The sequence below is a fragment of the Brevundimonas goettingensis genome, assembly GCF_017487405.1.
Lineage (GTDB): Bacteria > Pseudomonadota > Alphaproteobacteria > Caulobacterales > Caulobacteraceae > Brevundimonas > Brevundimonas goettingensis.
Genome location: NZ_CP062222.1, coordinates 2,362,066 through 2,374,837 on the forward strand (window position 1 = coordinate 2,362,066; position 12,772 = coordinate 2,374,837).

A 12,772-nucleotide genomic window follows, 5' to 3' on the forward strand; every position below is an offset into this window, starting at 1 on the left:
CCGGCGCGCGGAATGCACGCCGGAGGGGTCGGAGAACGTTTCTCGTCTCCGGTCCCGCAGATGGAACGGAGCGGCCGACGCGTTTGGGGCGCGTTTTCTTTCGCCGTGAGAAAAATCAGGGCCCGCGCATTTTTTCGCGCCCCATCCGTTTCGGTCGTCTCGTTGAACCCGTGACAGCAACCGGACCGGGCCGACGCCATGACCACCGTTTCATCCGTCGCGACGACGACCTCGGCAGCGACATCCTCGTCGTCGGCCCTGACGCTCGACATGAACCAGTTCCTGCAGATCCTGGTCACCCAGCTGAAGACGCAGAACCCGCTCGAGCCGACGGACGTCACCGACTTCACCAACCAGCTGGTCGGCTATGCCCAGCTGGGGGCCCAGACCGAGACCAACGACAGTCTTTCGGCGTTGTCCTCGTCCCTGACCGCCATGCTGACTTCGGGCGGCGCGGACTACATCGGCAAGACCGCCGAAATCGACAGCACCGACGCCCCCGTCCAGGGCGGCTCGGCCTCCTGGACCTATACGGTCGGATCGGACGCCGCCTCCACGGCCCTGGTGGTGACCAATCAGGACGGCGAAGTGGTCTGGTCCGGCACGGGCGAGACCGCCAGCGGCCAGCACGCCTTCTCCCTCGATCAGTCCGACCTCACGGGCGTCGAGGATGGCGACGTCCTGACCCTGACCTCGGTGTCCAGCGACGCCGACGGCGTGGGCACGGTCAACGCCGTGACCGCCTTCGCCCAGATCGACGCGGTGACCTTCGACAGCGGGACCACGGCCTATCAGGCCGGGGACGCGGTCATCTCCGCCGACGACATCCTCAAACTCTACGCCTCGGCCTGAGGAGCGCCCCCATGACCCTGTCCAGCGCCCTCGCCTCCGCCGTTTCCAGCCTCACCGCCCAGGGCGTCGCCCTGTCGTCGATCTCGGAGAACATCGCCAACTCCTCGACCACCGCCTACAAGGTCAAGGACACGTCGTTCCAGTCGCTGGTCTCCTCCAGCATGGAATCCAGCATCGCCGCTGGCGGGGTCTCGACCTCGCTCAGCCGGGCCATGCTGGTTCAGGGGGTGATCTCCACCTCGACGGTCGACACCAACCTGGCCATCAACGGCAACGGCTATTTCGCCGTGACCAGCAGCCCGACCGGCGGCGTCGCGGACCTGGCCTATAGCCGCAACGGCAGCTTCACGACCGACTCCTCCGGCTATCTGGTCAACTCCGAAGGCTACTACCTCCAAGGCTACGCCACCGACGCCGATGGCGTGGTGACCGCCACGGGCGCCTCCAGCCTGCAGGCGATCAACGTCTCCAACCTGACCTCGCCCGCCTCGGCCAGCACCAGTCTGACGGTCGCCGCCAACCTGCCGGCCGACGCCGCCGTCGGCGACAGCTTCACCACCACCTCCTCGGTGATCGACAGCCTCGGCGCGACCCACATCTTCGACCAGACCTGGACCAAGACCGACGCCAACACCTGGTCGCTGGCGGTCAGCAATCCCTATTCGGCCGGCAGCGGCGAGGAGACCGGGACGGCGGCGACCAATACGGTCAGCATCACCTTCGACAGCAACGGCCTGCCGTCGGTTATCAATCCGGATCCGTCGTCGGTCACCTTCAGCTTCAACGACGGCGCCTCGGACGCCACGGTCGCGCTGAACCTGGGCGCCGTCGGCTCGTCGACCGGCCTGACCCAGTACGATTCCGGCGCCACCGACCCGACCATCGCGGTGACGAAGATCACCAGCGACGGCATGGCGGCAGGCACCCTCAGCGGCGTCTCGATCGGTTCGGACGGGACGGTCAGCGCGACCTTCTCCAACGGCCTGACCAAGACGATCTACAAGATCCCGGTCGCCACCTTCGCCAACGCCTCGGGCCTGACCCAGGTCTCGGGCACCACCTTCAAGGCCAGCGCCTCCAGCGGTCAGGCCCAGATCAACCTGTCGGGTGTCGGCGCGGGCGGCGACGTGGTCTCCAGCGCCCTGGAAGGTTCGACCACCGACACGGCGACCGAGTTCAACAAGATGATCGTGGCCCAGCAGGCCTACTCGGCCGCCTCCCAGGTGGTGTCCAGCGTCAAAGACATGTTCGACACCCTGATCTCGGTCGTCCGCTGATGCCCGGCTCCGATCCGGCGAAAAATCTGGAACGGCTGCTGGCGAAGGCCCGGCGCTCGCGCGGCGCGGGCTTCAGCCTGCCGATCATCGAGGGCTACGAAGAGGCCGCCGCCATGGCGCGCGACATCGCCGCGAAGCTGGCGACCCTGCCTTGGGACGACAGGGCCGTGCTGATCTCCGACGTCCAGCTTCTGGAAGCCGCGCTCAAGACCCGGGCCGAGGTGCTGCGCGCCGGGATGGCCAGCCACGCCGCCGAGATCGTCTGCCTGAACCACGGCGCCGGGGCGCGTGACGCCTATGGCGCCGGGGTGCGCCTCAGCCGGTCCCGGCCGCGAGGCGACAGATGAGCCTGGGCGGCGTCCTCGCCAACGCCTCTGCGGCCCTGTCGACGGCCCAGTATCAGGTCGCCCTGAGCACGACCAATGTCGCGAACGCGAGCACGGCCGGCTACACCTCGAAGACCTACGCGGCGACGTCCCAGACGTCGATCCTGGGTCTGAGCACCGGCACGGTCACCCGAGCCACGAACAGCTATCTGCTGAAGTCGGTCATCACCAGCGCGGCCCAGGCGGGCTATGACACCGCCGTCGACGACACCCTGAGCCGCTACGACACATTGCTCGGCGGAACCGACGATGGTTCGGACATCGCCAGCCTGACCTCCGCCCTGTCCACGGCCCTGACCAGCCTCGCCTCGGGCTCTTCGACGACCAGCGCTTCCGATGTGGTGTCGGCCGCGAGCGAACTGGCCGACGGCCTGCGCGACCTGTCCTCGGGCATCCAGTCGCTGCGCAAGGACGCCGACAGCGCCATCGCTGCGACCGTCACCCAGATCAACGATCTCCTGACCACCATCAGCGGCCTGAACGCCCGGATCGTCTCCGGTCAGGGCGATGCGGCCAGCCTCGCCGACGCCCGCGACACGGCCATGACCTCGCTGGCGAGCCTGATCGGGGTGACCAGCTATGAGGACGCTTCCGGGCGGCTGAACGTCTACACCACCAGCGGCCAGCAGCTGGTCGGGGACACGGCCAGCGTCCTCGGCTTCTCGACCAGCGCGGTCTCGGCCTCGACGACCTATCCCGACAGTCTGTCAGGCGTGACCGTCAACGGCCACGATGTGACCTCCAGCCTGACGACCGGCGAGCTGGGCGGTCTGCTGGCCCTGCGGGACACTATCCTGCCCGCCGAACAGGCCGCGCTGGATACGCTCGCCGCCGGGGTGATCGACGCGGTCAACACCGCCGCTGCCAGCTCCGCCGCCTATCCGCCGTCCAGCCTGACATCGAGCCTGTCGGTCGCCTCCGGCGACGCCCTGTCCCTGACCGGCAGTCTGACCGTCGTCCAGATGACGACCTCGGGGACCTCCACTGGATCGACCACGCTCGACCTGTCCGGGATCAGCACCGTCGCCGATCTGATGACCGCCCTGAACGGGGTGTCCGGCGTCACCGCCAGCCTGACCGACGGCAAGCTGACGATCTCCAGCGCCAGCGGCGGGATCGCCTTGGACACCAGCGCGGCCCTGACGAGTTCGGGCGAGACGCTGAACGCGTATCTGGGCTTCAATGATGTCTTCACGGGGTCGGACGCCTCGACCATCCGCGTCTCCGCCGGCCTGCTGTCCGACAGCAGCAAGCTGGCGACCTCGACCCTCAACTCGTCGGCGGCCGTCAATGCGAGCGCGGTCGCCTCGGGTGGAACAGGCGGCGTCCAGGCCATGCTCACGGCCCTGGGCGCCGACCGCGCCCTGCCCGCCTCCGGCAAGCTGTCGGCCCAGACCACCAGCCTGCTGTTCTACGCCTCCAACGTCCTCGCCTCGGCCGCTTCGACGGTGTCGAAGGCCTCCAGCGCGGCGGCCCTCTCGACCGCCCTGTCGGAGAGCTATCAGAACAGCCTCAGCAACGTCACGGGCGTGAACCTCGACGAACAGACCGCCCTCGTCAGCCTCTATCAGCAGCAGTACGAAATCACCGCCCAGCTGATGAGCGCCATCAAGGACATGTTCGACACCCTGGTTTCGATGGCGGCGTCATGATCGGCCGGGTCGCGACCTTCAGCCAGTCCCTCTACCTCCTGAACCAGAGCCTCGGGACCCAGGCGAAGCTGGCGGACGTGCAGGCCCAGACGGCGAGCGGGCTCAAATCCTCGACCTTCGGCGGGCTCGGCGTCTCGGCAGGGGCCCTGACGCGCCAGCAGACGGCCTATGAGACGGCGACCGCCCAGTCGGCGGCGGCGACCAGCGCCCTGACGATCTTGCAGCAGTCGTGGTCGGCGCTGGGGACGATCACCGACCTGACGGACACCATCTCCACCACCCTCGCCTCCGCCGTCAGCGCCAATGACACGACGGACCTCGCCGCGACGGCCCAGGGGTGGCTGGAAGACCTGCAGAGCATCCTCAACGGCCAGTTCTCGGACCAGTCCCTGTTCGCCGGGACCGCGACCGACGCCACGGCGGTGAACCTGACCGACTATGTCTCGGGCGCCGCCGACAGCTACTATCTGGGCAGCACGGACGAGCGTGTCTTCACGGCCTCAGATGGTCAGACGGTGGCTCTGGGCGTCAACGCCGGCGACCCGGCCATCGCCCAATTGGTCGAGGCGCTGAAGGGTCTGATCAACGGGACCTCGGATGCGGCGACCGCGCTGGATCAGGTCCAGACAGGCGCCTCGGACGTCGCGGATTTGCAGGCCGGGCTGTCGGCGGGGGCGACGCGGCTTCAGGCCATCGCCGACCGCGCGGACGCCAGGGCCTCGGCCCTGTCCGATCTGGTCAGCACCCTGAAGGAGGCCGATCTGGCCGAGGCGTCGGTCCTGGCGACCCAGTACGAGACCCAGCTGCAGACGGCCTATTCGACCCTGAACATGCTGATGTCGGTCAAGCTGTCCGACTATCTGCGCTAGGGCCCCGAATCTACGGATTGGCCAGAGACGCCGCCGTCCAGCCGCCACCCAGGGCCTGAATAAGCGCCACCGCCGTGGTCTGGCGATCGACGCCGGCCTGCAGCAGGTTGCGGCGCGCGGTCAGGGCGCTGGTCTGGGCGGAGATGACGTCGGTATAGGCCACCAGTCCGGCGCGATACTGGTTCAGCATCGCCGCCTCCGTCTGGTCGGCGGCCGTCGAAGCCTCCTGCAGCAGGGCGTACTGGCGCGCCAGAACCCCCGTCGCCGTCAGCTGGTCCTCGACGTCCTGGAAGGCGGTCAGCACCGTCTGGCGATAGGTCGCGACCGTGCCGTCATAGGCGGCGCGCGCCTGTTCAACGCGTGCCCCCCGCGCGCCGGCGTCGAACACCGTCTCGGCCAGACCCAGCCCAAGCGACCAGACATTGGTCGAGGCCGAGAACAGGTCGCCCAAACTCGACGCGGAGGAGTTCGCCGATCCGGTCAGGGACAGGGTCGGGAAGAAGGCCGCCTGCTCCACCCCGATGGTCGCATTAGCCGCCGCCACCGCCCGCTCGGCCGAAGCGATGTCCGCACGGCGCTGCAGAATTTCCGACGGCACGCCCAGAGGCACGTCAGGCACGACCGGGGTCCAGTCACTAACCGCCGCCAGGGTGAAGCTGCTGGGGTTCTCGCCGACCAGAACCGCGATGGCGTTCTCATAGGTCGCGCGGGTGCGCTCCAGCCCGACGAGGGTCGAGCGCGCCGTGGCCAGCTGGCTCTGGGCCTGAAGCACGTCGGTGCGCGGCGCGATCTTGGCGTCGTAGCGGTTCTGGGTGATCGTCAGCGCCCGCTCATAGGCGACGATGGTCTGGTTCAGGATGGCCGTCTCGGCGTCGGCCTCACGCAGGTTCAGATAATTTGCCGCCAGCTCGCCCTGGATCGACAGATGTGCGCTGGCCAGATCGGCGGCGCTGGCCTCCGTCTGCGCGTTGGAGCTCTCGACCGAACGGCGGATGCGTCCCCACAGGTCCGGCTCCCAACTGGCCCCGATGCCGACCTGATAGCTCTCGCTGTCGGCGGTCGAACCGTCGCCGCCGGACTTCGCGCCCGAGCCGCTGAGGTCCACGGTCGGGAACAGGCTGGACCGGGTCTCGCGCGTCGCGGCACGGGCCTGACGATATGAGGCCTCGGCGGCGGCGATGGTCTGGTTGGCGGTTTCGGCGCGGGCGGCCAGATCGTTCAGGACCGGATCGCCGAACAGGGTCCACCAGTCGCCGCGGTCCAGACGGTCGCCGGGCGCGGCCACGCTCCAGCCCGTCGGGGCCTTGAAGCTGAGTGGCGCGGCGACCGTCGTCGGGACCACATAGTTCGGCCCCACGGCGCAGGCGGAGGTCAGCAGGGCGACGCCGAACAGGGCCGCCGCTGTCTTTGCAGGGATGCGGGTCATGCGGTCGTGGTCTCCGGTTCGATGTGGCGCGCAAGGGCGCTCTCGTCGCGTTTCCTGCCCCGCAGCTTGTCGAGATAGACGTAGACGACGGGGGTGGTGAGCAGGGTCAGAAGCTGGCTGGCGATCAGGCCGCCGATGATGGTGATGCCCAGGGGACGGCGCAGTTCCGCCCCCTCGCCGAAGCCGATGGCGAGCGGCAGGACGCCGAGCCCTGCCGCCAGTGTGGTCATCAGGATCGGGCGGAAGCGCAGCAGCGACGCCTCCCGCACCGCCTCCACCGCCGTCAGCCCGCGCGATCTCTGGGCATCCAAGGCGAAGTCGATGATTAGAATGGCATTTTTCTTCACGATGCCGAGCAGGAGGAAGACCCCGATCAGGGCAATGACCGAGAACTCCATGTTGAACAGCATCAGGGCCAGCACAGCCCCGACGCCCGCTGCCGGCAGGGTCGACAGCACCGTCAGCGGGTGGACGTAGCTCTCGTACAGGATACCCAGCACCAGATAGATGGCGACCAGGGCCGCGCCGATCAGCAGTGGCATCTGTTTGGCCAGATCATTGGCGCTGGCGGCGGTGCCGGCGAAGGAGCCGCGCACATTGATGGGCATGCCGATCGAGGCCTCGGCCTCGGCGATGGCGGCCTTGGCGTCGTCCAGATTGGCCCCGTCTGCCAGGTTGAAGGAGACGGTGGTGGCCAGCTCCCCGTTCTGGTGATTGACCGAGGTCGCGGTCGGCTGCTGGCTGACGCTGGAGATGGCCGAGAGCGGCGTCATGGGCGTGGTTGTGGTGGCCAGGGCCGTGCCGGTCGAGGGATCGCGCAGGGCCGGGTTGGTCACGGCATTGGTGGTCGCACCTGTGCCACTGGTCGGGACCTGGACGTCGTTCAGGGCCTCGGGACCCTGTGCGAAGGCCGACTGCCACTCCATGATGACCGAATACTGGTTGATGTCCTCATAGATGGTCGCGACCTGCCGCTGACCGAAGGCGTTGTAGAGGCTGTTGTCGATGGCCCGGGGCGTGATCCCCATGCGCGCGGCCGTGTCCTTGTCGATGTTGATGAAGGTCTCGACGCCGTTTTCGGACTGGTCCGAGTCGACATCGGTCAGTTCGGGCCGGGCCTTCATCGCCTCGGCCAGTTTGGAGGCCCAGGTCTTCAGGTCGGCGCTGGAGTCCGAGATCAGGGTGTACTGATAGGTCGAGTTCGACGATCGCCCGCCCATGCGCACGTCCTGCACCGGGTTCAGGAAGACGCTGATGCCGGCGACCTTCTGCAGCTGCGGCCGCAGTCGGGCGATGACCGCCTGACCGTTCTCGCCCCGCTCCTTGAGCGGCTTCAGATTGACGAACATGAAGGCCCCGCCGGCCCGGGCGCCGCCGGTGAAGCCGACGACGGTGTCGACCGCCTTGTCCTTGTGGATGATGTCCACGACCGTCTTCAGCTTGGTCGACATGGCTTGGAAGGACACGCTCTCGTCCGCCCGCACCCCGGCCATCAGCTGACCGGAATCCTGCTGCGGGAAGAAGCCCTTGGGCACCACGACATAGAGGTAGCCGGTCAGGGCGATGATCGCGACCAGCGACAGCACCACCAGCGGCTTGCACGCCAAAGCCCAGTCCAGGCACCAGGAGTAGACGTTCTGGACGAAGGTGAAGGCCTTCTCGAACTGGCGCGCCAGCCAGTTCTCGCGGTGACCCTCGGGATGCCGCTTCAGCATGAAGGCGCACATCATCGGCGTCAGTGTCAGGGAGATGACCAGGGAGATCATCACCGCGACCGACAGGGTCACGGCGAACTCGCGGAACAGCCGTCCGACCTGTCCGCCCATGAACAGCAGGGGAATGAAGACGGCGACCAGTGAGACGCTGATCGACAGGACGGTGAAGCCGACCTCGCGCGCGCCGAGCAACGCCGCCTTGACCCGCTCCATCCCGGCCTCGATGTGCCTCTGGGTGTTCTCCAGCACGACGATGGCGTCGTCGACGACGAAACCGGTCGCGACCGTGATCGCCATCAGCGAGAGGTTGTTCAGCGAGAAGCCCAGCAGATACATGACCCCGAACGTCCCCAGCAGGGACACCACGGTGGCCACAGCCGGGATGATCGTCGCCGAGGCCGTGCGCAGAAAGGCCGAGACCACCAGCACCACAAGGATCAGGGACACGATAAGCGTCAGCTCGATCTCGTGCAGGGACGAGCGGATGGAGTTGGTGCTGTCCGAGGCCACCTGGATCCTGATGTCGCTGGGCAGCTGGGCCTGAAGCTCGGGCACCACGGCGCGGACGCCATCTACGGTCTTGATGACGTTGGCCCCCGGCTCGCGGGTGATCAGGACGATGATCGCCGGCTTGCCGTTGAACAGGCCGAGCGTGCGGGTGTCGGCCACGCTGTCGGCGACGGTCGCCACGTCCGACAGCCGGACCGGGGCGTTGTCACGCCAGGCGATGACCAGGTTGGAATAGTCGGTGGCGTTGCGGCCCGCGGCGGTGGTGTAGATCTGGAAGCGGCGACCGTCGCCCTCGACCGCGCCCTTGGGCCGGTCGGCATTGGCGGACTCGATCGCGGCGCGTACGTCCTCCAGGCTTATGCCGTAGGTGTTGAGCTGGAACGGATTGATCTGGACTCGCACGGCCGGCAGGGAGCCGCCGCCGATCTCGACCTCGCCGACGCCGTCGACCTGGGCGATGCGCTGGGAGACGGTGTTGGACACCGCGTCATAGATCTGGCCCGGCGTCTTGGTGTCCGAGGTCAAGGCCAGGATGATCACCGGGGCGCTGGACGGATTGACCTTGTTATAGGTCGGATTGCTGCGCATCGAGGCGGGCAGGTCGGCCCGCGCCGCATTGATCGCCGCCTGCACCTCGCGCGCCGCGCCGTCGATGTTGCGGTTCAGGTTGAACTGCAGATTGATCCGCGTGGAGCCCGAGGAGCTGGACGAGGTCATCTCATTGACGTCGGAGATCACGCCCAGCCGGCGCTCCAGCGGGGTGGCGACGCTGGAGGCCATGGTCTCGGGGCTCGCGCCGGACAGGCTGGCCCGCACCGAGATGGCCGGATAGTCGACCTGCGGCAGGGGCGCGACCGGCAGGACGAAGAAGGCGCCGATGCCCGCGAGCGCCAGGCCGATGCTCAGCAGGATGGTGGCGATCGGCCGCCGGATGAAAGGCTGGGACAGGTTCACCGGGCAGGCTCCGGATTACCTTCGAGGTCCTTGGACAGCGGGCCGTCGTCCTCGGACGAACCGGCGGCGCCGGTCGGGGTCTTTCTCGGCCCCAGCTTGTCGAAGGCCAGGTAGATGATCGGGGTGGTGAACATGGTCAGCAGCTGGCTGACCAGCAGGCCGCCGAAGATGGCGATGCCCAGCGGACGGCGCAGCTCCGCGCCCTCCCCCATGCCCAGCATCAGGGGCACGGCAGACAGTAGCGCGGCCATGGTCGTCATCAGGATCGGCCGGAAGCGCAGCACCGCCGCCTGATAGATAGCCTCGCGCGGCGACTTGCCCTCGGTCCGCTCCGCATCGATCGCGAAGTCGATCATCATGATCGCGTTCTTTTTCACGATACCGATCAACAGGATAAGCCCGATGATGCCGATAACGCCCAGATCGTTGCCGGTGATCAGCAGGGCGAACAGGGCCCCGACGCCCGCCGACGGCAGGGTCGACAGGATGGTCAGGGGGTGGACGTAGCTTTCGTACAGAACCCCCAGCACGATATAGACGCAGACCACCGCCGCCAGGATCAGCCACAGCTGGTTGGTCAGGGAGTTCTCATAGGCGCCGGCGCTGCCGAGGAAGGTCGTCGTCACGCTGGCCGGCATGTCGATGCTCTTGATCGCCGCCCGCACCTGCGACACCGCCGCGCCGAGCGAGACGCCGGGCGCGGCGTCGAAGCCGATGGTCGTCGCCGGAAACTGGGCGACGTGGGTCACCTGCACCGGGGACTGCTGCTCGCGGATGGTGGCGAAGGCGCTCAGCGGCGCGGCCCCGCCCTCGGCCTTGAGGTTCAGCTGGCCCAAGGTGTTCAGGTCGGTGACCAGGGTCGGGTCGGCCTCCAGGATCACGCGATACTGGTTGGTCTCGGTGAAGATGGTCGAGACGATCCGCTGGCCGAAGGCGCTATAGAGGGCCTCGTCCACCTGGGACGCGGTGATCGACAGACGGGCGGCTGTGTCGCGATCGACGTCGACGAGCGCCGCCGAGGTCGTGGCGCTGGCGTCGTTGTAGACGTTCCGCAGCTTGGACTGTTTTTCCATCGCGGCGGCCAGCTTGCCGGCCCATTCCTTGACGACGGCGGTGTCGGCGCCCTCGACCGCGAGCCGGTACTGGGTCGGGCCGGTCTCGGTGTCGATGGTCAGATCCTGGGTGGGCTGCAGGAACAGGCGCAGGCCCGCGATCTCGCTGACCTCCGACTTCAGCCGAGCCATGATCTTGTCCTGCGAGCCGTGACCGTCCTTCAGGTTGATGGTCATCTGGCCGTTGTGCAGGGTCGCGTTATTGGTCCCGTCCACTCCGATGAAGGAGCTCAGCGACTTCACGTCCTTGTCGGCGAGGATGACCTTGGCGGCCTGCTGCTGCAGCTCGCTCATCCGGGCGTAGGAGATGGAGCTGGTCGCCTCGGTCCGGGCCAGAAGCTGGCCGGTGTCCTGCACGGGAAACAGGCCCTTGGGGATGACCAGATAGAGGACGGCGGTCAGGGCGACGGTGGCCACCGCAATGCCCAGCGTCAGGGGCTGATGTCGCAACACCCAGTCCAGACCCTTTTCATAGCGCCGCTCGACGTCGGCGAAGAGGCGGGCGCTGTAGCGGCTGATCCCCTTCAGCTCGCCTTCGGATTCCGGCTTCAGCCAGCGCGCCGACAGCATCGGCGTCAGGGTCAGGGAGACCACCGCCGAGATCAGGATGGTGATGGCCAGGGTGATGGCGAATTCGCGGAACAGCCGCCCGACCACATCGCCCATGAACAGCAAGGGGATCAGCACCGCGATCAGGGACACCGTCAGCGAGATGATGGTGAAGCCGATCTCGCCCGCGCCCTTGAGCGCCGCCGCCATGGGCTTCTCGCCCTTCTCGATGTGGCGCGAGATATTCTCGATCATGACGATGGCGTCGTCGACGACGAAGCCGGTCGCGATAGTCAGGGCCATCAGGCTGAGGTTGTTCAGGCTGTAGCCCAGCAGATACATCGCCCCGCAGGCGCCGATCAGGGAGATGGGCACCGCCAGGCTGGCGATCAGGGTCGCGCGCAGGCTGTGCACGAACAGGAAGATCACCAGCACCACCCCGATGATGGCCAGAACCAGTTCGAACTCGACGTGATGCACCGACGAGCGGATGCCCGTCGTCCGGTCGGTCAGGACCTGCATGTCGACGGCGGCCGGCAGCTGGGTCTGGAGCTCGGGCAGGCGCGCCTTGATGGCGTCGACCGTAGCGATGACGTTGGCGCCCGGCTGGCGCTGGACGCTCAGCAGAATGGCGGGCTTCTCGTCGGCCCAGGCGCCCAGTTTCGAGTTCTCGGCGCCGTCAATGACCCTGGCCACGTCCGACAGCCTGACGGGCGCGCCGTCGGCATAGGTGACGATCAGGTTCTTGTAGTCATCGGCCGTCAGCAACTGGTCGTTGGCGTTGATCGTATAGGTCCGGGTCGGGCCGTCGAAACTACCCTTGGCGCCGTTGGCGTTGGCGGCCGTGATCGCCGACTGCATGTCGGTCAGGGTGATGCCGTAGGAGGCCATGGCCTGGGTGTCGGCCTGGATGCGGATCGCCGGCTTCTGGCCGCCCGACAGGCTGACCAGACCCACGCCCGCGGTCTGGCTGATCTTCTGGGCCAGGCGGGTGTTGACGAGGTTCTGCACCTCGGTCAGCGGCAGGGTGTCGGAGGTGATGGCCAGGGTCAGGACCGGGGCGTCGGCCGGGTTGATCTTGGCGTAGGTCGGCGGCGCCGGCAGGTCGGCGGGCAGCAGGGCGCTCGCGCCGTTCAGCGCGGCCTGGACCTCCTGTTCGGCGACGTCCAGCGTCTCGTTCAGCCCGAACTGCAGGGTGATGACCGAGGCGCCGGCCGAACTGACCGAGCTCATCCGGTCCAGCCCCGCCATCTCGCCGAGCTGGCGTTCCAGCGGGGCGGTGACGGTCTGGCTCATGACCTCGGGGCTCGCGCCCGGATACAGGGTCTGGACCTGGATGGTCGGATAGTCGACCTGCGGCAGGGCCGAGAGCGGCAGCATGCGGAAGCCGACGAAGCCAGCCAGCACGATGGCCAGCATCAGCAGTGCGGTCGCGACCGGGCGCTGGATGAAGGGACGCGAGGGGCTCAT

Annotated in this window: 8 protein-coding genes; 5 read left to right on the forward strand and 3 right to left on the reverse strand. The window is 67.6% G+C overall.

Going from position 1 to position 12,772, the window contains the following annotated elements:
- The first annotated feature begins 198 nt into the window (after window positions 1-198).
- From IFJ75_RS11590 to IFJ75_RS11610, 5 genes are read left to right on the forward strand one after another with little or no spacing between them, the layout of a single operon-like run.
- Window positions 199-852, forward strand: coding sequence for a flagellar hook assembly protein FlgD (locus tag IFJ75_RS11590; RefSeq protein ID WP_207868342.1), 654 nt, complete (start codon window positions 199-201; stop codon window positions 850-852).
- Between the two features lie 11 nt (window positions 853-863).
- Window positions 864-2,129 (forward strand): flagellar hook protein FlgE, encoded by a 1,266-nt coding sequence (gene flgE, locus IFJ75_RS11595; RefSeq protein WP_207868344.1) that lies wholly within the window; start codon window positions 864-866, stop codon window positions 2,127-2,129.
- A complete protein-coding gene (locus tag IFJ75_RS11600; RefSeq protein WP_207868346.1) occupies window positions 2,129-2,476 on the forward strand; it encodes a hypothetical protein in 348 nt (115 codons plus the stop codon). Before flgE ends, IFJ75_RS11600 begins: the two co-directional genes overlap by 1 nt.
- A complete protein-coding gene (gene flgK / locus IFJ75_RS11605) occupies window positions 2,473-4,167 on the forward strand; it encodes a flagellar hook-associated protein FlgK (protein ID WP_207868348.1) in 1,695 nt (564 codons plus the stop codon). The genes IFJ75_RS11600 and flgK overlap by 4 nt, the downstream gene beginning before the upstream one ends.
- Complete coding sequence (locus tag IFJ75_RS11610) at window positions 4,164-5,036, forward strand: flagellin (RefSeq protein ID WP_207868349.1); 873 nt, start codon at window positions 4,164-4,166, stop codon at window positions 5,034-5,036. The genes flgK and IFJ75_RS11610 overlap by 4 nt, the downstream gene beginning before the upstream one ends.
- Before the next feature lie 10 nt (window positions 5,037-5,046).
- Here IFJ75_RS11610 and IFJ75_RS11615 read toward each other — a convergent pair whose 3' ends face one another.
- Genes IFJ75_RS11615 through IFJ75_RS11625 form a run of 3 tightly spaced genes read right to left on the reverse strand, consistent with a single transcriptional unit; the run spans window position 5,047 to window position 12,772 of the window.
- Window positions 5,047-6,462 (reverse strand): efflux transporter outer membrane subunit, encoded by a 1,416-nt coding sequence (locus IFJ75_RS11615; RefSeq protein ID WP_207868350.1) that lies wholly within the window; start codon window positions 6,460-6,462, stop codon window positions 5,047-5,049.
- The gene (locus IFJ75_RS11620) at window positions 6,459-9,641 is read right to left on the reverse strand and encodes an efflux RND transporter permease subunit (RefSeq protein ID WP_207868352.1); all 3,183 of its coding nucleotides are present in this window, start codon (window positions 9,639-9,641) and stop codon (window positions 6,459-6,461) included. The genes IFJ75_RS11615 and IFJ75_RS11620 overlap by 4 nt, the downstream gene beginning before the upstream one ends.
- Window positions 9,638-12,772: an efflux RND transporter permease subunit gene (locus IFJ75_RS11625; protein ID WP_207868353.1), complete on the reverse strand. Its 3,135-nt coding sequence runs from the start codon at window positions 12,770-12,772 to the stop codon at window positions 9,638-9,640. Before IFJ75_RS11625 ends, IFJ75_RS11620 begins: the two co-directional genes overlap by 4 nt.